A 25,292-nucleotide genomic window follows, 5' to 3' on the forward strand; every position below is an offset into this window, starting at 1 on the left:
CGATCCGGATTGGTTCGTCAAGCCTCGCCGGCTTCCGCCAGAAGGGCGGCGTTGCCGCCCGAGGCGGTGGTGTCGATGCACAGGTGCCGCGCCTCGGTCACATGGCCGCGGTCGGGCAGGCCGGTGATCAGCGGCAGGATCGGCCCCTTGCGGGCGGCGAGCGCCTGGACAAGCGCACGCGCCTCGGCCTCGGGCCCCCACCAGAGCACTCCGGAGAAGCCGTCGAGCGTCGTCAGCACCTCTGCCGGAAGGCGGCCCGGCGCCTCGATGGCGATACCGCCGAGGGCGCGGACTTTCGTCGCCTGATCGCGGGCCGCTTCCGCCCCCGGCCCAAGGCAGAGGAGGGGCGCGCGCGGGTGAAGCGACAAGCGGTTCGATTCGCCGGTCGGGCCCGGCAGGGCCTCCTCGGAGAGGGTCGCGTGCGAGGCTGCGGCGAGCAGCGATTTCCTCAGCCCGTCGGGGTTCACCGCCGCGCCAGCGGCCTCGCCCGCAAAGCGGGCGGGGTTGGCCGCGAAGCGGCCGAGATAATCCGGCCCGCCCGCCTTGGGACCGGTGCCCGACAGCCCCTCGCCGCCGAACGGCTGGGAACCCACTACCGCGCCGATCTGGTTGCGGTTGACGTAGATATTGCCGACGCGCAGCGCCTCGCACACTTCCTGCACGCGGTTGTCGATGCGGGTGTGAAGCCCGAAGGTCAGGCCGTAGCCGGTGGCATTGATCGCATCGACGATTTTCGGCAGCTCCTCGGACCGGAAGGTCGCGACATGGAGGACCGGGCCGAAGATTTCGCGCTTCAGATCGGCGATGCCTTTCACCCTGATCACCGCGGGGGCGATGAAATGGCCGTCCTTCGGGCGGGAGAGCTGGCGCAGAAGCCGCCCCTCGCGCCGCGCGGTTTCCACGTGGGCGCGAATGCCCGCCTCGGCCTCCTGGTCGATCACCGGGCCGAGGTCGGTCGAGAGAAGCCAGGGATCACCGAGCTTCAACTCCTCCATCGCGCCATAGAGCATGTCGAGGAAATGCGGGGCGATGTCCTCCTGCACATAGAGGCAGCGCAGCGCCGAACAGCGCTGACCCGCCGACTGGAAGGAGGAGGCGATGACATCGCGCACCGCCTGTTCTGGGAGCGCGGTCGAATCGACGATCATCGCGTTCAGCCCGCCGGTTTCGGCAATGAGCGGCGCGCCGGGGGCGAGATGGCGCGCCATCGCCTTGCGGATCAGAAGCGCGGTTTCGGTCGATCCGGTGAAGCAGACACCCGCGACGCGCGGGTCGGAGGTGAGCGCCGCGCCGACGGTGGCGCCGTCGCCGGGCAGAAGCTGCAGCGAGGCGACCGGCACGCCTGCCTTGTGGAGAAGCCCCACGGCATAGGCGGCGATGAGCGGTGTCTGTTCGGCGGGCTTGGCCAGTACGCCGTTGCCCATGGCCAGTGCTGCCGCGATCTGGCCGGTGAAAATCGCGAGCGGGAAGTTCCAGGGGCTGATGCAGGTGAAGATGCCCGCGGGGTCACCCGCCTCGGTGAGTGAGCGGGCGGCATAGTAGCGCAGGAAATCCACCGCCTCGCGCAGTTCGCTGACGGCGTCGGCGAGCGTCTTGCCCGCCTCGCGCGCCAGAAGCGTGAAGAGAAGGCCGAAGTTTTCCTCGTAAAGGTCGGCGGCGCGGTTCAGGATCCGGGCGCGCTGGGCGACCGGCGCGGACCAGACCCTGGCCGCACCAAGCGCGGTCTGCACATCGGCGGGGCCCGCATCGGTGACCTTGCCGATATGCTTGCCGGTCGCCGGGTCGGAAACGCGGCGGACCGGCAGGCCGATGACATGGCCCGCGATGATCGGGTCGGCGAGGAATTCCTCACTCGCATGCGGGTCGCGCGCCTCGTCGATCAGCGCCAGCGTTCCGGCATCGGTCAGATCGAAGCCCTTCGAATTCACGCGTTCGGGGGCAAACAGCTCCGGCCCCTTGCGGATGGCCTTGTTGGCGATGTGCGGCAGCGCCGTCTCGATCCGGGTGATCGGGCATTGCGCCACGATCTCTGGCGCCACGTCGAGGTCGACGATCTTGTGAACGAACGAGGAGTTGGCGCCGTTTTCCAGAAGTCGGCGCACGAGGTAGGCCAACAGGTCGCGGTGAGCGCCCACGGGGGCATAGATGCGGCAGCGGGTGCCGTTCGCGCGGTGGACGATGTCATGCAGCCGCTCGCCCATGCCATGCAGGCGCTGGAATTCGAAGGCCTGGCCGGGTTTCACCATGTCGAGGATCGCCGCGACCGTATGGGCATTGTGGGTGGCGAACTGCGGATAGACGCGGTCGGTCATGCCGAGGAGCTTCCTGGCATTGGCGATGTAGGACACATCCGTCGCCTCTTTCCGGGTGAAGACCGGGAAATCGGTCAGGCCCATGACCTGCGCGCGCTTCACCTCGGCGTCCCAGTAAGCGCCTTTGACCAGACGGATCATGATCTTGCGATCGAGCCTTTGGGCAAGGTCATGTAGCCAGTCGATGGTGGCCCCGGCGCGGCGGCCATAGGCCTGCACAACGATGCCGAACCCGTCCCAGCCCTTCAGAGCGGGGTCCGAGAGGACCGCCTCGATCACCTTGAGCGACAGCGTCAGCCGGTCGGCTTCCTCGGCGTCGATGTTGAAGCCCATGCGGGCAGTCGCGGCCTTGCGGGCAAGGTCGCGCACGACCGGTACTAGTTCTTTCATTACGCGGGCTTCCTGTGCCACTTCGTAACGGGGATGAAGGGCGGAGAGCTTTACGGAAATGCCGGGGTTGGTGCCGATGTCCTCGCGGTCACAGGCCGCGGCGATCGCGTCGATCGCCAGCGCATAGGCGGTCGCATAGCGCCTGGCGTCATCGGCGGTCTTCGCTGCCTCGCCCAGCATGTCGTAGGAGTAGGTGTACCCTTGCGTCTCCATCTCCTGCGCCCGGATCATCGCGGACTTGATGGTCTCGCCCAGCACGAACTGCTTGCCCATCTCCTTCATCGCGCGCTGAACCGCCTTGCGGATCACCGGCTCGCCCAGACGGCGGACGGCGGCGCGCAGGTGACCGGCGACTCCCGGCTCCTTCTCCTCCAGCACCTTGCCAGTCAGAAGAAGCGCCCAGGTCGAGGCATTGACGAGCGGCGAAGAGGAGCGGCCGAGGTGCTTGCCCCAGTCGGACGGCGCGATCTTGTCTTCGATCAGCGCATCCATGGTGCCCGCGTCCGGCACGCGCAGAAGCGCCTCGGCGAGGCACATGAGCGCGATGCCTTCCTCGGTCGAGAGGCCGTACTCGGCGAGGAAGACCTCCATAAGGCCCGGTCGCACATCGGCGCGAATCTTGGTGACAAGGTCGGCCCCGGCGGCGGCGATCCGCGCCCGGTCGCCCGCGTCGAGCCCGGCCGCGGCGATCAGCCGCGTCAGCAGGGCGGCTTCGTCCTGAAGGGTTCCGGCCTTGATGGTGTTCCAGAGGGTCTCGGTGTGGTCGGATTGATCGGCGGGCATGGGGAAATCTCCTGATTTGGCCCATGATACAGCTTGTCGTGAAGGCGTTTCGCCCATATTCGTTGAGACTGAAGGTAATTCGTCCAATCGAGGGGCAATGAGCAGTCCGGCGCAGGTTCCCGATCTCGACAGGTTCGATCAGGCGATCCTGCGCGCGCTGTCGGGCGAGGGGCGGATGACGATGACCGACCTTGCGCGCAAGATCGGTCTGACCAAGACCCCCACCCAGGCGCGGGTGAAGCGGCTGGAGGAGATGGGGGTGATCGCGGGCTACCGCGCCGTCCTCAGCCCGATCCGCATGGGGCTGGCGCATGTCGCCTTCGTCGAGGTGCGGCTGTCGGACACGCGCGAGGCGGCGCTGCAGGCCTTCAACCGCGCGGTCCGCGCGGTGCCGGAAATCGAGGAATGCCACATGATGGCCTCCTCCTTCGACTATCTCCTCAAGGTCCGCACCGGCGATATCCAGGATTACCGCCGCATTCTGGGCGAGCGGATCTCGACCTTGCCGCATGTCGCCTCGACCTCGACCTTCGTCGCGATGGAGGCGGTGAAGGAGGCGGGACTTTGAGTGCGTCGCTCGGCGGCCCTTGCAGGCCTTCTCGCTGAGCGAAGAGCCCTGCGAGGGGCGATGAGCGGCCCTGTCCCGGCCAGGGGCAAATCGCCGATGATGGACGGGCTGCGGGAGTTCAGCCGCAGCTCGGCCCGCGCCTCCGGATGCACGTCGCCCATCGGGTCTTGCTGACGGTTGCATCTTTTCCCCCGCCGCGCCCGCCGCTATGGTCGCGCCGGCCGCCCGCGTGGTGAAATGGTAGACACAGGGGACTTAAAATCCCTAGGCCGGAAGGTCGTGCCGGTTCAAGTCCGGCCGCGGGCACCAGTAACATACGGGGCGCTCTCTTGGCGCCGGGCCTTCCGCCCGTTGTCTGAGGCTGCTAGAGCGGTACGAAAGGCAGAACGAGGCGCGACATGATCCTTTACGGCATCCCTACCTGCGACAGTTGCAAGAAGGCGCTGAAGGCGCTTGAGGCGGCGGGGCGGCAGGTCACGTTCCGCGACGTGCGCGCGGCGCCCCTGTCCGAGCCGGAGATAGCCGAGATCGTGCGCGAGTTCGGCGACCGGGTGATCAACAAGCAATCGACGACCTACCGCGGCTTTTCCGATTTTCTGAAACTGTCGGAACCCGACGCCCAGATCGCGGCGCAGCCGACCGTGATGAAGCGCCCGGTCATACGGGATGGCGACCGCTGGCATCTGGGCTGGGACGACAAGGTACAGGCGGCTCTTCAGTGAGGCCGAAAACAAAGCGGCCCCCGAAGGGGCCGCCGAAGCATCGCCTGACCCTGGTCAGAGCAGTTTGAGATCGCTTGCCGAAGAGCGGCCGTCGCGGCCCGCCTGCAGTTCATAGGCGATCTTCTGATTGTCGTTGAGGCTCTTCAGCCCCGCCCGTTCGACAGCCGAGATATGGACGAACACGTCCTTCCCGCCGTCATCAGGGGCGATGAAGCCATAGCCCTTCGTCGTGTTGAACCATTTTACGGTGCCGGTGGCCATCCCGTACTCTCCCTCTTTGGTCTCCCCTCGCGCGATTGCCAGGGGCCGTGCAGCCAGGTCTTTCGGATCTTCCGGCTGCCCCAGTAAGAGGGAGGCGGTAGGAAAGTCTGCGGTCACGCGGGTGTGATGATCGCCGATTCCCCGAAAAAATCAAGGAATTTGCGGTGTCCGGCGTCTGGACAGAAGCCTGTCAAGCGAAAAGCGCCCAGCACCGAGGAAGGCGAGGATGAGGAGGACCGCAACCCACATCAGCCGCTGGTCGAGGATCAGCGCGCCCGAGGCCGCGTCGAACCAGCGGCCGAGATCGTCGCCGCCCACCCCATGGCCCCAGACGTCGGTCAGGCTTTGCACGAGGATGAAGCCGATCATCCCGAGGCTCGCCAGCCGGGTGAAGAGGCCGAGGAGTAGCAGCAGCGGGAGGATCAGTTCAGCGAGCGTGCCCGCCGTGACGACAGCCCAGTGGAAGACGGTCAGTTGCGACACATCGTAGCCCACGGCCTCGACCGCCTTGGGGAAGATCTGGATATAAGCGCCGTCGGACGGCGAGAGGAAGCCGAACAGCCCCTCGCCGAGCTTGGTGCGGGCGGAGTTCCAGAAATAGACCAGAAGGACCGCCGCGAAGGTGAATCGGGCGATAAGTGGCAGCGCCTTGGGTGCGAGTCTTGTGGCGGTACGCGCAGCGCGGTCGTGGAGCGAGAGGAGGGCGTTCATGGGGCCTCTTGGTCGTTGATTGCGGTGATGGCGCCGCCAGCCAGAAGAATGCCGAAGGCGGCGGTCAGATCGAATGTGCCCGCCTTTTCCAGCGCGGCGCCGAAGGGTTCGCCCTGAAGAAGGGCGGCGATGAAGTCCCCCGCACCGGCTGGCAGGAGCATGGGTTCGGGGTCGTACTCGGGCCGGACGATCAGCACGTCCTGCGCCTCGGCTTTCGCGGGCGCGGGCGTGCCGCGCATGTTTGCCGACCAGATCGCATGGACAGGCCAGCGTGACCGCAAAAGGCGGACGGCGGGCGCGAAGGTCAGGCGCGACGCCATCAGCCGGTCGGGCGGCAGCGCCTGAAGCACCTCGGGCGCCACCGGCGCAGCATCGGCTGCGTGGTAGGCGCGGCGCAGGGCCAGCTCCAGCCGCGCCACGTCGGGCAGATAGCCCAGATGGGCGACCGGCGGGAAGCTTTCCAGAAATGCGGGCATCGCCTCGCCATAGAACATCATCAGCGGCGAGGCGGGCGGATGGGCGCGCAGATGTTCGCGGGCCATGGCGGCGAAGAATTCCTCGCCCACCAGTTTCAGGATCGTCGGAAAGGATTGGCGCAAGGCCTCGGTCAGGCTGACGGTGACATTGTTGCGATAGACGCCGAAGCGGCGCGCATCCACCCGGCCCTCGGGGTCGGTGATGCCGGGGGGCACGGGCAGGTGCGGGTCGAGGATCGCGGCGCGGAAGGCGGACTGGCTCATGCGGGGACCCGGTCGAGGATCGCGGCTGCGCGGGCGGCTTCTTCGGCCAGCACCGGCCAGTCGGGCACGTCATTGTCCCATTCGATCAGCGTGGGTTTCGGCCCGCCGCTGCGGATCGTTTCGGCATAGAGCTTCCACACCGGGTCCACTACCTCGCGCCCGTGACTGTCGATCAGAAGCGGCGCGCCGCTTTCGTCCTGATCCTCGTCGTGGCCGCCCAGATGGATCTCGCCCACCAGGTCGTGCGGGAAGCGGGCGATATAATCGTAGGCGTCGGTCTTGCGGTTGGTGCAGCTGACAAAGACGTTGTTCACGTCCAGCAGCAGCCCGCAGCCGGTACGGCGTGCGACCTCGGTCAGGAATTCGATCTCGCCCATGTTGGTCTCGGTGAACGAGACATAGACCGAGGGGTTTTCCAGCAGCATCTGGCGACCGACCACCTCCTGCACCTCGTCGATATGCGCGCTGACGCGGGCAAGCGTCGCCTCGGTATAGGGCAGCGGCAGCAGGTCGTTCAGGAAATCCATGTCATGGGTGGACCAGGCGAGATGTTCGGAAAAGCTAGCCGGTTCCAGCCAGCCGCAGAGGTGCTTCAGCCGGGCGAGGTGGTCACGGTCGAGCCGACCCTCGCCGCCGATGGAGAGGCCGACGCCATGGACCGACATCGGGAAGCGGTCTGCCAGATGGCGCAGCTGGGCAAGCGGGCGGCCGCCTTCGCCCATGTAATTCTCGGCATGAACCTCAAGCCAGCACACGGCACCGGCATCGGACAGAATGTCGGAAAAATGCTGGGGCTTGTAGCCGATGCCAGGGCGTGCAGGCAGATGAGAGCGGTGGCTGGCGTCGAGCATTTTTCAGGAACTCCGGGTAACGACTGGGACAGGCCTCCCCGGCGGCGGCCGGGGAAGCCTTCTGGATAGGATCAGCCCTGCGGCAGGTCGCGGTCCAGCGCCTCGAGCGAGCCCATGCGGCCGTCGGGCAGTTCCATCGTGGCGCAGGTGCCTGCCGGGACGAGCTTCCAGGAATTGCCCTGATAGTCGACTTTCGAGGTGCCTGCGCAGGTGGTGCCGGCGCCCGCGGCGCAGTCATTCTGGCCGGCGAGTGCGACGCCGAAGCACTTTTCCTTGGCTTCGTCGGCCGAGGCAGCGGTGGTGAAGTGAGCCGAGAGAGCGGCTGCGAGCGAACCGGCAACGGCGAGCGTCTTGATCGTGTTGGACATGGTCATTCCCTTGTGTGAGCGTTTCACTGTCGTTTGGTCGACGCGGAAAACCTAGATCGACGCAGGCGCCTCATTCCACTCACGAACCCGTTGGACACGCGTGCGTGAGCGGAGTTTATCGCGAAAGCGGAAGGCGCACAAAGGAAAAGGCGCGCCGCTTTTTCAAGGTGACGCGCCTTTTATTGTTTGAAATCAGTATTTTAAGCCGATTTCATGTCCGGCGGCAATGCGTCATCCATCAGGGCGGCCACCGCCTGATCGAGGGCAAGCGTTTCAGTCCGGGTCTCGCCGAGGCGGCGGATTGAAACAGTCCGCTCCTCGACCTCCTTCATTCCGATGGCCAATATTACAGGCACCTTGCCCACGGAATGCTCGCGGACCTTGTAGTTGATCTTCTCGTTGCGCGTATCGGCCTCGGCGCGGATGCCCCTGGCTTTCAGCGCATTCGTCACCTCGTGCACATAACCGTCGGCGTCCGAGACGATCGAGGCGACGACAACCTGACGCGGCGCGAGCCAGAAGGGCAGCTTGCCCGCATAGTTCTCGATCAGGATGCCGATGAAGCGCTCGAACGAGCCGAGGATGGCGCGGTGCAGCATGTAGGGCCGGTGCTTGGCGCCATCCTCGCCCACATATTCCGCGCCGAGCCGGTCGGGCAGGTTCGGGTCGACCTGGAAGGTGCCGCATTGCCATTCGCGGCCGATCGCGTCGGTCAGCTTGAAATCGAGCTTCGGGCCGTAGAAGGCGCCGTCGCCGGGATTGATCTCGTAGGGCAGGCCAAGCTTCTCGATTGCGCCGGTCAGCGCGCCCTCGACCTTGTCCCAGGTCTCGTCCGAACCGATCCGCACCTCGGGCCTTGTCGAGAGCTTGATGTCGAACGCCTCGAAGCCAAGATCGCGGTAGACCGAGGAGAGAAGCGCGATGAAACCCGCGCATTCCTGCTCGATCTGATCCTCGGTGCAGAAGATATGGGCGTCATCCTGAGTGAAGCCGCGCACGCGCATGAGGCCGTGCATGGAGCCCGAGGATTCGTAGCGGTGGCAGGAGCCGAACTCCGCGAGCCGCAAGGGCAGGTCGCGGTAGCTTTTCAGGCCCTGGTTATAGACCTGCACATGGCAGGGGCAGTTCATCGGCTTCAACGCGTTGATGCGCTTTTCCTTCGCCCCTTCCTCGTCCACCTCGACGATGAACATGTTCTCGCGATAGGCCTCCCAATGGCCCGACTTTTCCCACAGCACGCGGTCGACGACCTGGGGCGTCTTGATCTCGCGATAGTCGGCGCGGCGCAGGCGGCGGCCCATGTAATCCATCAGCGTGCGATAGATCGTCCAGCCGTTCGGGTGCCAGAAGACCATGCCCGGCGCTTCTTCCTGCAGGTGGAACAGTTCCATCTCGCGGCCAAGCTTGCGGTGGTCGCGCTTGGCGGCCTCTTCCAGCATCGTGAGGTAGGCTTTCAGGTCATCACGGTTCTTGAAGGCGACGCCGTAGATGCGCTGAAGCTGCTTGTTGCGGTGATCGCCGCGCCAGTAGGCGCCCGCGACCGACATCAGCTTGAAAGCGTCGGCGGGCAGCTGGCCCGTATGCTGCAGGTGCGGGCCACGGCAGAGGTCCTGCCAAGGCCCGTGCCAGTACATGCGGATCGGTTGGCCATCGTCGGGGATCGCCTCGACCAGCTCGACCTTGAAGGGCTCATTCTTCGATTTGTAATAGGCGATGGCGTCCGCGCGGGACCAGACTTCGGTCCGGACCGGGTCGCGGGCGTTGATGATCGCCTTCATTTCCTTCTCGATGGCGCCAAGGTCTTCGGGCGTGAAGGCCTCCTCCCGGTCGAAATCGTAATACCAGCCATTTTCCACGACCGGGCCGATGGTGACTTTCACGTCGGGCCAGAGCGTCTGGACGGCGCGGGCCATCACATGGGCAAGGTCGTGGCGGATGAGTTCGAGCGCGGGGGCGTCGTCCTTCATCGTATGGATGGCGATGGAGGCATTCTGCGTGATCGGCCATTGCAGATCGAAATGCCTGCCGTCGACAGAAGCCGAAATCGCCGCCTTGCCGAGCGACGGCGCAATCGAGGCCGCCACTTCGGCAGGCGTCACGCCGGCGGCGAATTCGCGCTTGTTGCCATCGGGAAATGTCAGGGAAATCTGGCTCATGGCCTTTCTCCTCGTCGGTTTGGCGCCTACGGGTGCGCCCGGTTGCGGGTATGTCAGGGCTTCTTTCACGGGTTTGGGCGCGCTTGTCAATCGCCGGGGGTTCCACCCCCGGGCCCCCGGGAGTATTTGGACAAAGAAGAAGGGGAGGATCGGGATGAGCGACTATCTGGACACGGCAGCCGGACGGCGGATTGCCTATGACCGGACCGAAGGCACAGGCCCCGGGGTCGTGTTCCTCGGCGGTTTCGTGTCGGACAAGGAGGGGACGAAGGCGGTCGCGCTCGAGGCGTGGGCAAGGCAGCGCGGGCGGGCCTCTCTGAGGTTCGATTATTCGGGGCATGGATCTTCGTCAGGGGCCTTCACTGATGGTTGCATCGGCGACTGGTTCGAGGACGCGCGCGCAGCGCTGATGGAACTGACCCAAGGTCCGCAGGTTCTGGTCGGTTCGTCCATGGGCGGCTGGATTTCGCTTCTGCTGGCGCGCGAGTGCCCGGAGAAGGTGGCCGGTCTGGTGACAGTAGCGGCGGCGCCGGACTTTACCGAGGATCTGACCTGGGCGGAGTTTTCCGAAGACCAGCGGCGGGCGCTGATGGATGAGGGTCGAGTTGTCCTGCCTTCGGACTATGCGGCAGAGGGTTATGTGATCACCCGGCGGCTGATTGAGGACGGGCGGTCGCGGCTGGTGCTGAGGACGCCCCTCGATCTGCCGATGCCGGTCAGGTTCCTGCAAGGAACAGCGGACAGGGACGTGCCGATGGCGGTGGCGCTGCGGCTGATGGATCATGTGAGCGGGCCGGATATCAGGCTGACGCTGGTCAAGGGGGCCGATCACAGGTTCTCGACGCCTGATTGTCTGAGGCTGATCGAGCGGTCGGTAGAGAAGGTCATTCAGCGGGTGGAGCGCGCGGATGCGTAGATTTGCGGCGGCCACGGCGATCTTTCTCGGGGCCGCTGCCCTCCTTCTTGCCGTGATGCTGACCTTTGGGCCGCGTGAGAGGCTCGACCTGACGCCGCGGTTCGATGGGGCCGCCCTGCCTGCCGATCTCGACCGGTATCTGGCCGCGCAAGAGGCCGGGGTCGGTGGCATCCTGCCGGGGGCGGAAAAGCGGATCGTCTGGGCGGGTGCGGCAAATGCGAAGACCGAGGTGGCGGTCGTCTATCTGCACGGGTTCTCGGCGACGTCGGAGGAGATCCGGCCGGTGCCCGATCTGGTGGCCAAGGCGCTGGGCGCCAACCTTTATTATGTCCGCTTCGCGGGCCATGGGCTCGGGTCGGAGCGATTCGCGGGGCCCAGTGCGCAGGACTGGATCGACGATACCGCCGAGGCCTTGGCCATCGGGCGGCGGATCGGCAGGCGCGTTGTGGTGATCGCGACCTCGACCGGGGGGACGCTGGCGGCGGAAGCGGCGCTGCAGCCCGCGATGATGCGGGATGTGGCGGGGATCGCCTTCGTCTCGCCGAACTTCGGAATTCAGGCGCGGGCCTCGGTGATCCTGACCTGGCCTGGCGCGCGTTGGTGGGCGCCGGTGATTGCGGGACGCGAGCGGTGCTTCGAGCCGGTGAACGAACGGCATCAGCGCTTCTGGACGACCTGCTATCCGACGGTGGCGCTGCTGCCGATGGCGGCTTTGGCCGAACATGCGGGGGCGGCGGATTATGCGGGCGCCACTGTGCCCGCGCTCTTTCTCTTCGCCGAGGCCGACCAGGTGGTATCGCCGGACGCGACGAAGGCGGTTGCGGCGCGATGGGGCGGCAAGGCGACGCTGGCGCCGCAGGTGGTCGGCGCGGGCGATGACCCCTACAGCCATGTCATCGCGGGCGATGTTCTCAGCCCTTCGATGACCGGGCCAGTCACCGATGCAATCGTCGCTTGGGCGCGGGGCCTCTGATCAGACGGCGCGAATCTTCGCGCCCCGGACCTTTGGCGCGCCGGAATTGCGGTCGATGAAGTCGAGCACCAGCGGGCGGATGTTCGTCCGCCAGCTCTTGCCCGCGAAGATGCCGTAATGCCCGGCCTCGGGTTCGAGGTGGCTGGCCTTCTTCTGGTCAGGCAGGCCGGTCAGCAGGCCGAGCGCGGCGAGGCACTGGCCAGGGGCGGAGATATCGTCCTTCTCGCCCTCGACCACCTTGACGGCGACCTGGGTGATCTTGCCGATATCGACCTGTTTGCCCGCGACGGTGAAGGCGTTCGTCGCAATCTCGCGCAGTTTGAAGATGCGCTCGACGGTCGAGAGGTAGAATTCGGCCGTCATGTCCATGACCGAGAGATATTCGTCATAGAAGCGGTTGTGCTTGTCGCGTTCGCCCGCCTCGCCGCGCGCGGCGCGGACGATCTGGTCCTGGAAGGCCTTCGTGTGGGTCGGCAGGTTCATCGAGATGAAGGAGGCAAGCTGCAGAAGCCCTGGATAGACCTTTCGGCCCGCGCCCGCATATTTGAAACCGACCTGCTGGATCGCCAGATGTTCAAGCTGGCCCATGGTCAGGCGGCGGCCGAAGTCGGTCACCTCGGTCGGCGCCGCGTCGGGGTCGATCGGGCCGCCGATCAGCGTCAGCGTGCGCGGCTGGGCGGCAGGGTCTTCCTCGGCCAGATAGGCGGTCGCGGCGAGCGTCAGCGGCGCGGGCTGGCAGACGGCGACGACGTTGATGTCAGGCCCGAGATGGCGCATGAAATCGACGAGGTAGAGCGTGTAATCCTCGATATCGAACTTGCCCTCGCTGACCGGAATGTCGCGGGCATTCTTCCAGTCGGTCACATAGACTTCGCAGTCCGGCAGAAGCGAGGCGACGGTCGAGCGCAGGAGCGTCGCGTAATGGCCCGACATGGGCGCGACCAGAAGGATGCGGCGGGCGCGGGCTGGGCGGCCCACGGCGCGGAAATGGATGAGGTCGCCGAAGGGGCGGCAGACGAGCGTATCGACCTCGACGATATGGTCGCGGCCATCCTCGCCCACCACGGTGCGGATGCCCCAGTCGGGCTTGATGACCATGCGGGCGAAGCTGCGTTCGGTGATTCGGCCCCAGGCGGACATGACCTTGAACATCGGGTGCGGCACCAGACCCCAGACCGGGTAGGAGGCCATGGCGCGGGCCGAGGCGCCCAGCCATTCATTGGTATTGCGGACGCTTTCCATCCAGTCGTAGGTCGCCATGTCCTTCATCACGCACCCTTTGCCCTTCACCAATCCAAGCTTCCCCCAAAGCCCGGGCAGCGTTATGCTGCAGTGCAGGAGAGTAGGGGGGATTTGTTACCATGACAACAAAAGTTGCGAACTCTCCGCCAGATCTTGAGAAATTGAACGCGAACGTGGCGCGGATCGAGGCTCTGTCACAGCGGCTGATTGCTGCGATTGCACAAAAGCGCGTGCCCAATCCGGCGCTGGAGGCGCCGGGGTTCGAGCTTTACGCCAAGGCGGCGGGCGCCTGGTGGGCCGAGGCATTGCAGAACCCCACGAAGGTGATGGAGCAGCAGGTCAGCTACTGGGGGCAGGCGCTGCAGCATTATGTCGAGGCGCAGAAGGCGCTGGCGGAGGGCGAGATGAAGGCGCCCGACGATCCGACGCCGAACGACCGGCGCTTTTCCAACCCGCTGTGGAAGACCCATCCCTATTTCAACTTCATCAAGCAGCAATATCTGCGCAATGCCGAGGCGATGCAGGAGGCGATCGGCAATCTTGAGGGGCTGGATGCGCGCGACAGGGCTCGGGTCGGCTATTTCTCGAAGCAGATCCTCGATCTGATGGCGCCGACGAATTTCCTCGCCACCAACCCCGACGCGCTGGAAAAGGCAGTGGCGACCGAGGGCGAGAGCCTGGTGCAGGGGCTGGAGAACCTCGTGCGCGATATCGAGGCCAATCACGGCGATCTGGTCGTGACGCTCGCCGACCGAGAGGCGTTCAGGGTCGGCGGCAATATCGCCACGACTCCGGGCAAGGTCGTCTATCGCAACCGCCTGATCGAACTGATCCAGTACGCGCCCACGACCGAGAAGGTCCGCGAAGTGCCGATCGTCATCTTCCCGCCCTGGATCAACAAATTCTACATCATGGACCTGAAGCCGCAGAATTCGCTGATCAAGTGGATCGTGGATCAGGGTTTCACGCTTTTCGTCGTCAGCTGGAAGAACCCCGACGCGAGCTATGCCGATGTCGGCATGGACGATTATGTCGAGGACGGCTTCCTTGCGGCGATCCGCGAGGCCAAGGCCATCACCGGCGAGGACAAGGTCAATGCCGTCGGCTATTGCATCGCGGGCACCACCCTGTCGCTGACGCTCGCGTTGATGAAAAAGCGCGGCGACAAGTCGGTGAGTTCGGCGACCTTCTTCACCACGCTCACCGACTTTTCCGATCCGGGCGAGGTCGGCGTCTTCCTCGACAATGATTTCGTCGACGGGATCGAGGCGGAATGCGCGCGCGCGGGCTTTCTCGACAAATATTTCATGTCGCGGACCTTTTCCTTCCTCCGCGCGAACGACCTGATCTACGGGCCCGCGATCAAGAGCTACATGATGGGCGAGGCGCCGCCTGCCTTCGACCTTCTCTACTGGAACGGCGACGGCACCAACTTGCCTGCACGCATGGCGGTCGAATATCTGCGCGGCCTCTGCCAGTCGGACGGGCTTGCCAAGGGGACGTTCACGATCTGCGGCGAGACGGTTTCTCTGAAAGACGTCAAGGTGCCGCTCTGCGCCGTCGCCTGCGAGACCGATCATATCGCGCCCTGGAAATCCTCGTTCGCCGGTGTCCGGCAGATGGGGGCGAAGGACAAGACCTTCATCCTGGCCGAAAGCGGCCATATCGCCGGAATCATCAGCCCGCCCGGCAAGGACAAGTACGGCCACTACACCAGCGACGGCCCGATGGAGGCCGCGGGCGACTGGAAGGCGGCGGCAGAGAAGCACCGCGGCAGCTGGTGGCCGCGCTGGGGCGACTGGCTTGACGAACGGTCGGGCAAGAAGACCGCCGCCCGCGCGCCGGGCGATGCCGGACATCCGGCACTTGCCGACGCGCCGGGCACATATGTCACGGAAGTGCCAAACGCCTGATACACCCTGCGGCTAAGATTTTTTCTGCAGTGCAGCAATTCCACTTGAAATGCTGCACTGCAGAATGTATATGGGCTGTAGAGATGAAACGGGCGCGGCCCGCTGATCAGGAGATATGAAATGGCTAAGACCCAGGACTTCACCAAAGTCATGCAGGACATGATGCAGGCTTTCCCGTTCGACGCGACCGCTGCCCAGGGCGCGTTCAAGACCTCGGCCGCGTTCGGCGAGAAGCTGACCAAGGTTGCCCTTGAAGCTGCCGAGAAATCGAACGAAATCTCGTCCAAATGGGCGAAAGAGACGATCGCCAAGGTTGGCACGCTCGCCAAGGTCAAGGAAGAGCCGGCCGACTACACCAAGGCCGTGAGCGATTTCGCTTCGGCCGCGGCCGAAATGGCTGCCGAGAACCTCGCCGCCTTCGCCGAAGTCGCGAAGAAAGTGCAGATGGACACGGTCGAGCTGATGCTCGCCGCCGGCAAGACCGCTTCGGAAGATGCGGCTGCTGCGGTGCAGAAAGCCACTGCCGAAGTCACCAACGTGGCCAAGAAGGCCGCTGCGGCTGCGAAGTAATCCCTGTTCTATCCTCCCTGAGGACAGGTTGGTCCGGGCGGTTCCCTTGCGGAGCCGCCCTTTCTTTTTGTTGTGTTCTTTCGCAAGTGCAGCTTATCTTGCCGCAGTGCCAAAAGAACTCCTGGGGAGGATATGATGGCGGACGACAAGAAGCCGCTGCTGATCAAGCGCTATGCCAGCCGGCGGCTCTACAATACCGAGACGAGCGACTATGTGACGCTTGAGGATATCGCCGCCTTCATCCGCGACGGGCGCGAGGTGCAGATCGTCGACCTGAAGACCGGCGATGACCTGACGCGCCAGTATCTGCTGCAAATCATTGCCGAACATGAGAGCCGGGGCGAGAATGTGCTGCCGGTCGATGTACTGACCGATCTTGTGCGCAGCTACACGACGAGCGCGCAGAGCGTGGTGCCGCAGTTCCTGGCCGCCTCGTTCGAGATGCTGCGCGACGGGCAGTCGAAGCTGATGGAACAATGGTCGCATCTGCCCAATCCCATGGCCTCGATGCCGGGGTTCGATGCGTTGCAGCGCCAGCAGCAGGCCTTCCTGAAGTCGATCATGGGCGGGTTCGCCGGATCGTCCGGCCCGGCGCCCGAGGCCGAGGAGGAGGCGCCAAAGCCCAGGGCCAAGGCGGCGGCTGCGTCCGACGACGATCTGGCCGCGATCAAGAAGCAGCTTGCCGATCTGCAGGCGAAACTTTCGAAACTGTAGCGCCGGGGCCCGGGGGCAGATGACCGAGCAGCCGGGCCGCGTCACGCTCTGGGCGATCGAGGCCTTTCTGGCAGCGGCCGAGGAAGGCACGGTGCAGGGCGCCGCGCGCAGGCTCGCAGCCTCGCCCTCGGCCATCAGCCAGCAGGTCACGGCGCTGGAGGCCGCGCTCGGGGCTACGCTGTTCGACCGGACGCAAAGGCCCCTCAGGCTGACGCCCGCAGGCGCGACCTTCCGCCGTCACGCGCAGGCGATCGTGAACGAACTTGCGGCGGCGCGGGCGGCGATCGGCCTGTCGGGCCTGTCGGGCCTGTCGAGCTTCCGTCTGGGATTCATCGAGGATTTCGAGGCGGAACTGACGCCGCGGCTGCTGTCGGACCTCGGGCGGGAATGGCCGGGCTGCCAGTTCGTCCTGGAAACCGGCCCGAGCCATCGGCTGCAGGAGGGGCTGGAGGCGCGGTCGCTGGACCTGATCGTGGCGGCCGACCTTGGTCGTGCCGACTCGCGCCATGAGGTCCACCGGCTTCTGGAGGAACCGTTCGTCGCCGTCCTGCCCAGGGCGCGGGGCCATGTGCCCTTCGACCCCGGCCTGCCGCTTGTCCTTTACAGCGCGCGCCATTTCATGGGTCGGCTCATCGCCGATGCGCTGGCGGGCCAGCCGGCGCGGCCCGCGCACCGGTTCGAGCTGGACAGCTATCATTCGATCCTGGCGATGGTCGCGGCCGGGTCGGGCTGGACGATCCTGACGCCGCTTGCCGTCCTGCATGCGGCGCGGTTCCGGGAACATGTCGAGCTGATGCGGCTGCCCATGCCGCCGCTCATGCGCCGCATCGCGCTGACGGCGCGGCGGGATGTGCTGGGCACGATGCCCGCCGAAATCGCGGCGCGGCTCAGGCTCCTGTTGCAGGAGACGATCGTGGCGCCGGTCCTGGGCGAGCATCCCTGGATGGCAGAGGGGCTGCGGGTGATCTCTGCCTGAGGGCGCTCTTCGTCGGGCTGCGCCCGCTCATCGCGGAAGGGGCGAGGGGCCAGCCCCTCGCGCTCCCCGGGATATTTGAAAACGGAAGGGAGATGCGGTCAGGCGGCGTCGGGGCGGGCGGTCTTGACTTGGCCCACGGCGGCCAGAAGCGCGTCGGCGATGAAGTCGAGTTCGGGCCGCTTCAGCCGCGCGGGAAGCCTGAGGTCGCAGGCGCGCATCAGCATGGCGCGGGTCTGCGGCATGTCGGGGATATCGCCCAGGAACTGCCAGTTCCAGAAGGCGCGGGCATTGTCCTCGGACAGGCCGAATATCTGCACCGAAACGCCGCGTTTCCTGGCCGCGTCCTGGAAGGCGCGCGCTTCGGCGTCGGTCCATGACCCGAGCAGGTTGAACTGCAGGCTGTCGGGGGCGCGCTGTTCCTGTGGCAGGGCAGGGGGCACATCGAGCCAGTCCGACCGGTTCAGCCGCCCGGCGACATGGTCGTGGTTCGCGCGGCCTGCATTCACCCGATCCCACACCAGCGGCAGCTGCGGGCGGATGACGGCGGCTGACAGGTTCTGCATGCGCATGTTGTAGAGCGGCAGGCGGTTCTGCCAGTGCATGTAGCTGTTCTGGAGGCCGGGATGTTTCTTCCAGTTCTGCTCATAGGCGCCCGACATGATCACGCATTTCGCCGCGATCTCGGGGTCGTCGGTGACGAGGATCCCGCCTTCGCCTGCGTTCACCAGCTTGTAGGACTGGAAGGAGAAGCAGCCGATCCTGCCGATCGTGCCGATATTGCGGCCGTTCCACTTGGTGCCGAGCGAATGGGCCGCGTCCTCGATGACCGGAATGTTCCGTGCGTCGCACAGCTCCATGATCCGGTCCATGTCGGACGTATGGCCGCGCATGTGGCTGATGAGGACGCAGGCGATGTCGCGGTCGAGGCGGGCCTCGAAATCCGCCATGTCGACGCGGAAGTTCGGGCCGACCTCGGCGAGCACCGGCACGCAATCGGCATGGACGACGGCCGACGGGACGGCGGCGAAGGTGAAGGCGGGGATGAGGACGCGGGCGCCTTTCGGCAGGTCGAGCGCCTTCAAGGACAGAAAGAGTGCGGCCGAACAGGAGGAGACGGCGAGCGCGTAGCGGGCGCCCAGAAGGCTGGCGAATTCCTGTTCCAGAAGCGCCACCGGCGCGCCTTCGGGCGCGGTATAGCGGAAGAGGTCGCCCGAGGTCAGCAGCCGCTCGATCTCGGCGCGCGCGGCCTCCGGGATGGGTTCGGCGTCATAGACGTTCGGGGCTGCCGTCTGGGTCAGGCTGTCGGGCGCCATGCGTCACCTTTTCTGAAGGTCTTCTTCAGCTTTCCTGTAACTGAAGTTAACAAGACCGTCCAAAGGAATTGTGACCGATCGGCTTAAATCCCCAACCGGTCGCGCATGGAGTACCAGGTCATCGCCAGGACGAGCATCGGCCAGCGCATCGCCGGGCCGCCTGGGAAACGGTGCATGGGGACGGATGCCATCACGTCGAAACGCTCGGCCTGACCCGCCACCGCCTCGGCCAGAAGCCGGCCCGCAAGGGTGGCCATCGCGACGCCATGGCCGGAATAGCCCGAGGCGGAGAGGACATTGGGTTTAACCCGCGCGAAGCAGGGCATGCGGTTCATGGTGATGGCAAGCGTGCCGCCCCAGGCATAGTCGATCCTGACGTCCTTGAGGTGCGGATAGACCTCCAGCATCGGTTTGCGCACCGTCTTCACCACGTCGGGGAAGCGGTAGCCGTAGCTTTCGCCGCCGCCGAACAAGAGGCGGTTGTCCTCGGACAGCCGCCAGTAGTTCACGACGAACCTGGTGTCGGCGACCGCCACATTCTCGCGCAGCACCTCGGCCGCGCGGTCGCCGAGCGGTTCGGTCGCGACGACGAAATTGTTGATCGGCATGACGCGGGCAGCGACATGGGGATCGAGCCCGCCGAGATAGCCGTTGCAGGCGAGGATCACATGGTCGCAGGTGACGCGGGCATCGGCGGTGTGGACGACGGGCCGGGCGCCATGGTCGATGCGCTGGACGAGCGCGTTCTCGTGCAGCCGGGCGCCGGCCTTCGCGGCGGCGCGGGCGAGGCCCACGGCATAGTTCAGGGGATGGACATGGCCCGCGCCCCGGTCGATGTCGCCGCCCTTGTAGAGGGGCGCGGGCAGGATCGCCTGCAGCGCGTCACTGTCGAGAGGCGTGATCCGGTCGTAGCCGTAATCGCGCGCCATCTTCTCGGCATAGTGCCGGGCGTGGTCGACCTCGCCCTGGCTGAAGCAGGCGTGGACGATGCCGTCGTGGAAGGTGCAGGGCATGTCGTGGTCGCGGATGAGCGTCCGGACCATCTCGACCGATTCCAGAGACAGGTCCCAGAGCTGGCGGGCATGGTCGCGGCCCAGGGTCCTTTCGAGCCAGTCCTGATCCTGGCGCTGGCCGGTGCCGACCTGGCCGCCGTTGCGGCCCGAGGCGCCGAAGCCCACGCGGTGCGCTTCCAGAAGAACCACGTCGAGCCCGCGCTGGGCGAGGTGCAGCGCGGCGGACAGGCCGGTAAAGCCGCCGCCCACGACGCAGACATCGGCGCGGAGATCGCCCGCGGGGGCAGGGAAGGGCGCTAGGTCGGCGCGGGTGGCAGCGTAGTAGGAGGCGGGGTAGGTCCCCGCCTTGTCGTTCGCGAAGAGCAGATCCATGGGCGCCTCAGACGTTGAGGAGCAGATGCTCCCGCTCCCACGGGCTGATGACTTCCAGGAATTCCTTGTACTCGTTGCGCTTGACGCTTTCGTAGACCAGGCAGAAGTCGTCGCTGAGAACCTCGCGGAGCGGCTTGGCCTCGGCCAAGAGGTCGAGCGCCTGGCCAAGCGTCAGCGGGATGTCGTCGTCGAAATCGTTGAACTCGATATTGCGCTCGGGGCGCGGCGCGATCTTTTCCTTCAGGCCGAGATAGCCGCAGGCGAGCGAGGCGGCGATGCCGATATAGGGGTTGCAGTCCATCCCGGCGAGGCGGTTTTCGACGCGGCGCGCAGACGGGGTAGAGACCGGCACGCGGAGGCCCGTAGTGCGGTTGTCGCGGCCCCATTCGACGTTGATCGGTGCTGCGAAGCCCGGGACGTAGCGGCGGTAGCTGTTGACGTAGGGGGCGAGCAGCGCGATTGCCGCAGGCAGGTATTTCTGCAGGCCGCCGATGAAATGATGGAAGGCCTCGGTTTCCTTCTTGCCGTCGGAGAAGATGTTCTTGCCGGTGTCCTTCGACACCACCGAATGGTGGATGTGCATGGCGCTGCCGGGTTCGCCCTCGATCGGCTTGGCCATGAAAGTGGCGTAGCAGTCGTGGCGCAGCGCCGCCTCGCGGATCAGCCGCTTGAAGAAGAAGATCTCGTCGGCGAGCTTGACCGGGTCGCCATGGGCCAGGTTGATCTCGATCTGACCCGAGCCGCCTTCCTGCAGGATGCCGTCGATCTCGAAGCCCTGTGCTTCGGCAAAATCGTAGATGTCGTCGATCACCTGGCCATATTCGTCGACCGCAGACAGCGAATAGGCCTGCTTGGCGGCGGCGCGGCGGCCCGAACGGCCCATTGGCGGTTGCACCGGCAGGTTCGGGTCGATGTTGCGGGCGACGAGGAAGAATTCCATCTCGGGCGCCACGACCGGGGTCAGGCCTTCGGTCTCGAACAGTGCCATGACGCGTTTCAGGACGTTCCTCGGCGCCGTCGGGACCATGTTGCCATCGTCGTCGATCACGTCATGAATGACCTGCAGCGTCGGATCGCTCGCCCAGGGCGCAGCGGTCGCGGTCGAATAGTCAGGCACCAGAACCATATCGGGCTCGGTGAAATCACCAAGCGGATTGTCGGCCCATTCGCCGGTGATCGTCTGCAGGAAGATCGAGTTCGGCAGGAAGAAGCTTTTCTGCTTGGCGAATTTCGAGGCTGGCATCGCCTTGCCGCGGGCGACGCCCGCGATATCGCTGACAATACATTCGACCTCGTCCACGCGGCGCCCGCCGATATAATCGCGGGCCGCTTGTGGCAGTTTCTGGGTCCAGTCGGACATGAATCACACTATTTGTTGCGGTTTTGCTTGAAGAAGTCCGCGATCCGGTCCGCAACCGCGGCAGCGTCGTTGTCATGCCCGAGTTTCGCGGCGGCCGCCGCCATCACGTCGGGGGGCACAAGTCCCGGCGCGCGGGTCCGCAGAAGCCCGTCGACGAATTCGTCCTTGAATTCGGGATGGGCCTGGACCGTGAAAGCGCGGTCGCCATAGACGAGCGCCGCGTTTTCACAAAATTCGTTCGAAGCGCAGACCGTCGCGCCTTCTGGAACCTCTGTCACCTGGTCGCGGTGCCAGGCGTTCAGCTTGATCGTCTGGCCGTCGAAATCATAGTCGGTCGGCCCGACCGCCCAACCCTCGCCATAACGTTCGACCTTGCCGCCCATCGCCTGGGCGATGATCTGGTGGCCGAAGCAGATGCCGACCATCGGAACCTTCTCGGCGATCGACTTGCGGATGAAATCCTCGAGCGGCTTGATGAAGGGATGATCCTCGTAGGCGCCGTGGCGCGAGCCGGTGATCAGCCAGCCGTCGCAATCATGGACCGAGACGGGGAACTGCATCCCCTCGACATGATAGGAGCGGAACTGCAGGCCGCGGTTGGCCAGAAGCTCGCGGAAAAAGTCCGGATAGTCGCCCATCTCGTCGCGCAGGGCATCGGGCGCCTGTCCGGTCTGAAGTATGCCGATCAGCATGAAATTCTCTTGGTTCGGGGTCTCATATCTAGGTAAACTCGGCTTCGCGCTCTGGCAAGGTACGGGCAGCTGGCACCGGAGTGTAGGATGGGCAATATTGCCCATCCTACGCTGAATCACACCGTGTCGAGGTATATTTCCGTCTGCTCGCTCGGCGACAGTTCCGCCATGTAGTGCAGTTCCTGCCGCTTGGTCATCACCAGGTTGGCGATCAGTTCCTTCGGGAAGATGCGGGCGATCTTTTCGCTTTTCTCGAAGACGTTGATCGCCTCTTCCCAGGTGTCGGGGATGAGCGGCAGGTCGAGCGCATAGGCATTGCCGGTGATCGGCGGCGGCGGGTCCATCCGCTCCTCGATGCCGATCAGCGCGGCGCCAAGAATGCCCGCGAGCATCAGGTAGGGGTTCACGTCGCCCCCGGCGGTGCGGTGCTCGATGCGCCGGGCGGCAGCGCTGCCCGAGGGGATGCGGATCGCCGAGGTGCGGTTCTCATAGGCCCAGCAGACGGCGTTCGGCGCATGCGCCTCGGGCACCAGCCGTTCGTAGCTGTTGGCGTGCGGGGCAAAGAGCAGCGCGCTGTCGTTCATCGCCCAGAGGCAACCGGCAACCGCGTTCTTCAGCATGTCAGACCCTTCCGGCCCGCCGTTCGAGAAAACGTTGTTGCCGTTGGCGTCGATCACCGAGAAGTGGGTGTGGAGCCCATTGCCGGAATATTCCGGATAGGGCTTGGCCATGAAACTGGCGGCAAAGCCGTGGCGGCGGGCGAGGCCTTTCACCAGCATCTTGAAGAACCAGGCGTCATCGGCGGCGCGCAGCGCGTCGTCCTGGTGCATCAGATTGATCTCGAACTGGCCGAGGCCGGATTCCGAAATGGCCGTGTCGGCCGGAATATCCATCGCCTCGCAAGCGTCGTAGAGGTCGGTGAAGAATGTGTCGAAGGCGTCGAGCGCGCGGATCGACAGGATCTCGGCCGCCTTGCGGCGCTTGCCCGACCGCGGCGACGGCGGAACCTGCAGGGTCTTGCCCGAGTCGTCGATCAGGAAGAATTCCAGCTCCATCGCGCAGACCGGCGTCAGGCCGCGCGCCTTGTAGCGGTCGACGACCGCGCGCAGCGCGTGGCGGGGATCGCCCTCGTAGGGCCGGCCGTCCTCGCGGTACATCCAGATCGGCAGAAGCGCGGTCGGCGCCTCGAGCCAGGGCATCGGCATGTAGCCGCGCTCGGTCGGCTTGAGGATGCCGTCGGCATCGCCGCTTTCAAAGAGAAGCGGGCTGTCCTCGATATCCTCGCCCCAGATGTCGAGGTTGAGGACTGACATAGGGAACCGCGTGCCGTCCGTTGCCACCTTTTCTGCAAAGCGGGCGGGAATGCGCTTGCCGCGCGCCTGCCCGTTCAGATCCGCTGCAGCTACGCGGATCGTGCGCACCTGAGGGTGCTTTCTGAGCCAGTCTTTCATCATCTGTCGCAGCCAGGGCCCGGTTCCATCCGCGCCGCCCTCCGGACCCTTCTGGTCGTCAGGCGGGGATGGGGACCATGCCCTTGGTCCTTTCTCCCGTTACGACCAATCCCATCCGCCCCGGAAGTCAGGTGCCAGACGCCGCTCTCGCAGTCCGGGCGGGTGCCCGGTGAATTTGATCAAATAACAGATACTACCGGACCAGCTGCGGACGCAAGCGGATTCTTGCTTTCAGGTTTTGCGGCAAATGCCGGTTCAGCCGTTTGTTCACCAGACCGAAGACCCAGGTCAGCGTCAGAGTGATCAGGATGAAGTAGAAGGCGATGACGGGATAGGCCATGAACGGGTTGAAGGTCTTGGCCGAGAAGTAGGAGGCGTAGTAAAGCGCGTCACCCTGCTGGCGGAAGGCCGGGAAGCCCGAGAAGAAGACGAGCGTGGTGGCCTGGAAGAGGAAGATCGCCTCGTTCGTGTAGCCGGGCCAGGCCAGCCGCATCATCGTCGGCCACATCACCCGGCGGAAGCGCGGCCAGCCCGACATGCCATAGGCGTCCGCCGCCTCGATATCGCCCTTGGGGATCGAGTTCAGCGCGCCGTAGAAGATCTCGCCCGCATAGGCCGCGGTGTTGAGCGTGAGGACGATCAGCGCTCCGAGCCAGGCCTTGGTCAGCCACGAGGTTTCGACCGTGATCGTGGTGAAGCCAAGCGGCAGGTCGAAGCCCACGCGCGGCAGAAGGACAAAGGCTTCATAGGCCAGGAAGAACTGGATGAAGAGCGGCGAGCCGCGGAAGATGAAGATGAACCATTCGGCGGGTTTGCGGACCCAGGGGTTGTGGGCGGCCTTGGCGACAGCGACCGTATTGGCGAGGAAGAAGCCGAAGAGGAGCGCGAAGATCCCGAAGTAGAAGTTCCAGATGAAGCCCGAGCCGATCAGCACGAAATGTTCGCAGAGCGTGAAGTCGGACTTGGGCAAGAGCCTTTCGCCGATGCCGATCGAGCGCAGGCCGTAGTCGAGAAGCGTCTGATAACAGCTCATCGTCCGGCCCTCCGCTGCCGTTCACCGGCAAGCGTCGCCTGCCCATGGCTCAGGTTGCGGGTCAGCCGACCGAGAATCACCTCGGACCCCTTGGTCATCAGGAGGTAGAAGACAAGGAGTACGAGGAAGTAGTAGACCCGCCAGTCGGGGTGCGGATAGTCGAAATGTTCGGTCTTGTAGCCGCCATTCTCGCGCGCCCAGTAGACGACGTCCTGAATGCCGAGGATGAAGAGAAGCGGCGTGGCCTTGATGAGGATCATCCAGAGGTTCGACAGGCCAGGCAGCGCATAGGTCCACATCTGCGGCACCAGGATGCGCCAGAAGGCCTGGCGGTCGGTCATGCCATAGGCTTCGGCGGTTTCCATCTGGGCGCGGGGTACGGCCTGCATCGCGCCATATATCACGCTGGCCGCGAAGGCGCCGAAGACGATGGCGAAGGCGATGACAGCCAGGGTGAAGGCGTACAGGTCGTGATAGATCTGCGGGCTGGTCGACAGGGGAAATTTCGCCTCGGGGCAGACCACGAAATCGCTGCCGCGGAAGATCGGGTCAGTCCATTCGGGGCATTTGATCTTGTGGCGCATCATTTCCAGCGCCTGGTCCATCGCGATCGGCACGAAGAGAAAGAAGACGATGTCGGGCACCCCGCGCGTCATCGCCGAATAGCCTTTGCCGAACCACGAGAGCGGAGCGATGCGCGACCGGGCCGCCATTGCGCCGCCGAAACCGAAGGCCAGCGCCACCGGCGCCGTGACGGCCAGAAGGATCAGCACGATGAAGAACGAGCGGTAGAACAAAAGCTGCTTGCCCGAAGTCAGGAAGCAGAGAAACCAGCTCAAACCTTCGAGGGTCTTGGGGTCGGCGCAACTGTCGAACATGGGAATGGCCCGGC

Annotated in this window: 23 protein-coding genes and 1 tRNA gene; 9 read left to right on the top strand and 15 right to left on the bottom strand. The window is 65.2% G+C overall.

Features of this window, described 5'->3' with window-relative positions:
• Positions 1–17 precede the first annotated feature (17 nt).
• Entirely contained in the window at positions 18–3,485 is a 3,468-nt protein-coding gene (putA, locus tag P0645_RS07865; RefSeq protein ID WP_284164026.1) for a bifunctional proline dehydrogenase/L-glutamate gamma-semialdehyde dehydrogenase PutA, read from the bottom strand.
• 97 nt (positions 3,486–3,582) lie between these two features.
• On the opposite strand from putA, the gene P0645_RS07870 reads away from it, so the two are divergent.
• The 3 genes from P0645_RS07870 (at position 3,583) to P0645_RS07880 (ending at position 4,775) form a co-directional block, all read left to right on the top strand.
• On the top strand, positions 3,583–4,053 hold the full coding sequence (locus P0645_RS07870) for an Lrp/AsnC family transcriptional regulator (RefSeq protein ID WP_267634941.1): 471 nt from the start codon (positions 3,583–3,585) through the stop codon (positions 4,051–4,053).
• A 223-nt stretch (positions 4,054–4,276) separates the two neighbouring features.
• Positions 4,277–4,362 (top strand) — tRNA-Leu (locus P0645_RS07875).
• Between the two features lie 89 nt (positions 4,363–4,451).
• Positions 4,452–4,775: an arsenate reductase family protein gene (locus tag P0645_RS07880; RefSeq protein WP_284164027.1), complete on the top strand. Its 324-nt coding sequence runs from the start codon at positions 4,452–4,454 to the stop codon at positions 4,773–4,775.
• A 54-nt stretch (positions 4,776–4,829) separates the two neighbouring features.
• Here the strand turns inward: P0645_RS07880 and P0645_RS07885 are convergent, their stop codons facing one another.
• From P0645_RS07885 to thrS, 6 genes are all read right to left on the bottom strand, one after another.
• A complete protein-coding gene (locus P0645_RS07885) occupies positions 4,830–5,036 on the bottom strand; it encodes a cold-shock protein (protein WP_267634466.1) in 207 nt (68 codons plus the stop codon).
• 150 nt (positions 5,037–5,186) lie between these two features.
• Entirely contained in the window at positions 5,187–5,747 is a 561-nt protein-coding gene (locus tag P0645_RS07890) for a DoxX family membrane protein (protein WP_284164028.1), read from the bottom strand.
• Positions 5,744–6,487, bottom strand: a complete 744-nt coding sequence (locus P0645_RS07895) for an HvfC/BufC N-terminal domain-containing protein (protein WP_284164029.1) — start codon at positions 6,485–6,487, stop codon at positions 5,744–5,746. Before P0645_RS07895 ends, P0645_RS07890 begins: the two co-directional genes overlap by 4 nt.
• A complete protein-coding gene (gene bufB, locus P0645_RS07900) occupies positions 6,484–7,338 on the bottom strand; it encodes an MNIO family bufferin maturase (RefSeq protein ID WP_284164030.1) in 855 nt (284 codons plus the stop codon). The genes P0645_RS07895 and bufB overlap by 4 nt, the downstream gene beginning before the upstream one ends.
• 71 nt (positions 7,339–7,409) lie before the next feature.
• A complete protein-coding gene (locus P0645_RS07905; protein WP_267634462.1) occupies positions 7,410–7,706 on the bottom strand; it encodes a BufA1 family periplasmic bufferin-type metallophore in 297 nt (98 codons plus the stop codon).
• A gap of 200 nt (positions 7,707–7,906) precedes the next feature.
• On the bottom strand, positions 7,907–9,862 hold the full coding sequence (gene thrS, locus P0645_RS07910; protein ID WP_284164031.1) for a threonine--tRNA ligase: 1,956 nt from the start codon (positions 9,860–9,862) through the stop codon (positions 7,907–7,909).
• A 154-nt stretch (positions 9,863–10,016) separates the two neighbouring features.
• Between thrS and P0645_RS07915 the strand changes: the two genes are divergently transcribed.
• Positions 10,017–10,778, top strand: a complete 762-nt coding sequence (locus tag P0645_RS07915) for an alpha/beta hydrolase (protein ID WP_284164032.1) — start codon at positions 10,017–10,019, stop codon at positions 10,776–10,778.
• Entirely contained in the window at positions 10,771–11,751 is a 981-nt protein-coding gene (locus P0645_RS07920; RefSeq protein ID WP_284164033.1) for an alpha/beta hydrolase, read from the top strand. The genes P0645_RS07915 and P0645_RS07920 overlap by 8 nt, the downstream gene beginning before the upstream one ends.
• Here the strand turns inward: P0645_RS07920 and phaZ are convergent, their stop codons facing one another.
• Positions 11,752–13,020 carry a polyhydroxyalkanoate depolymerase gene (gene phaZ / locus P0645_RS07925; RefSeq protein WP_284164034.1) on the bottom strand — a complete coding sequence of 423 codons (1,269 nt, stop codon included), beginning with the start codon at positions 13,018–13,020 and terminating at the stop codon, positions 11,752–11,754.
• Between the two features lie 92 nt (positions 13,021–13,112).
• Here phaZ and P0645_RS07930 point away from each other — a divergent pair, with 92 nt between their 5' ends.
• The 4 genes from P0645_RS07930 (at position 13,113) to P0645_RS07945 (ending at position 17,166) form a co-directional block, all read left to right on the top strand.
• Positions 13,113–14,906 carry a PHA/PHB synthase family protein gene (locus P0645_RS07930; protein ID WP_284164035.1) on the top strand — a complete coding sequence of 598 codons (1,794 nt, stop codon included), beginning with the start codon at positions 13,113–13,115 and terminating at the stop codon, positions 14,904–14,906.
• A gap of 120 nt (positions 14,907–15,026) precedes the next feature.
• A complete protein-coding gene (locus tag P0645_RS07935) occupies positions 15,027–15,476 on the top strand; it encodes a phasin family protein (RefSeq protein ID WP_284164036.1) in 450 nt (149 codons plus the stop codon).
• A gap of 135 nt (positions 15,477–15,611) precedes the next feature.
• Positions 15,612–16,190 (top strand): polyhydroxyalkanoate synthesis repressor PhaR, encoded by a 579-nt coding sequence (phaR, locus tag P0645_RS07940; RefSeq protein WP_284164037.1) that lies wholly within the window; start codon positions 15,612–15,614, stop codon positions 16,188–16,190.
• A gap of 19 nt (positions 16,191–16,209) precedes the next feature.
• Positions 16,210–17,166 carry a LysR family transcriptional regulator gene (locus P0645_RS07945; RefSeq protein WP_284164038.1) on the top strand — a complete coding sequence of 319 codons (957 nt, stop codon included), beginning with the start codon at positions 16,210–16,212 and terminating at the stop codon, positions 17,164–17,166.
• Between the two features lie 98 nt (positions 17,167–17,264).
• Here P0645_RS07945 and P0645_RS07950 read toward each other — a convergent pair whose 3' ends face one another.
• The 7 genes from P0645_RS07950 to P0645_RS07980 form a co-directional block, all read right to left on the bottom strand.
• Positions 17,265–18,479 carry a DegT/DnrJ/EryC1/StrS family aminotransferase gene (locus P0645_RS07950; RefSeq protein ID WP_284164039.1) on the bottom strand — a complete coding sequence of 405 codons (1,215 nt, stop codon included), beginning with the start codon at positions 18,477–18,479 and terminating at the stop codon, positions 17,265–17,267.
• Positions 18,480–18,562: 83 nt separating this feature from the next.
• Positions 18,563–19,864, bottom strand: a complete 1,302-nt coding sequence (locus tag P0645_RS07955) for an NAD(P)/FAD-dependent oxidoreductase (RefSeq protein WP_284164040.1) — start codon at positions 19,862–19,864, stop codon at positions 18,563–18,565.
• 7 nt (positions 19,865–19,871) lie between these two features.
• The gene (locus P0645_RS07960) at positions 19,872–21,224 is read right to left on the bottom strand and encodes a glutamine synthetase family protein (protein WP_284164041.1); all 1,353 of its coding nucleotides are present in this window, start codon (positions 21,222–21,224) and stop codon (positions 19,872–19,874) included.
• A gap of 8 nt (positions 21,225–21,232) precedes the next feature.
• A complete protein-coding gene (locus P0645_RS07965) occupies positions 21,233–21,916 on the bottom strand; it encodes a type 1 glutamine amidotransferase (RefSeq protein WP_284164042.1) in 684 nt (227 codons plus the stop codon).
• A gap of 116 nt (positions 21,917–22,032) precedes the next feature.
• On the bottom strand, positions 22,033–23,367 hold the full coding sequence (locus P0645_RS07970; RefSeq protein WP_284164120.1) for a glutamine synthetase family protein: 1,335 nt from the start codon (positions 23,365–23,367) through the stop codon (positions 22,033–22,035).
• A 193-nt stretch (positions 23,368–23,560) separates the two neighbouring features.
• Positions 23,561–24,400: an ABC transporter permease gene (locus tag P0645_RS07975; protein WP_284164043.1), complete on the bottom strand. Its 840-nt coding sequence runs from the start codon at positions 24,398–24,400 to the stop codon at positions 23,561–23,563.
• A complete protein-coding gene (locus tag P0645_RS07980; RefSeq protein WP_284164044.1) occupies positions 24,397–25,278 on the bottom strand; it encodes an ABC transporter permease in 882 nt (293 codons plus the stop codon). Before P0645_RS07980 ends, P0645_RS07975 begins: the two co-directional genes overlap by 4 nt.
• Positions 25,279–25,292 lie beyond the last annotated feature (14 nt).

The sequence above is a fragment of the Frigidibacter sp. SD6-1 genome, assembly GCF_030143255.1.
Classification (GTDB): domain Bacteria; phylum Pseudomonadota; class Alphaproteobacteria; order Rhodobacterales; family Rhodobacteraceae; genus TMP-24.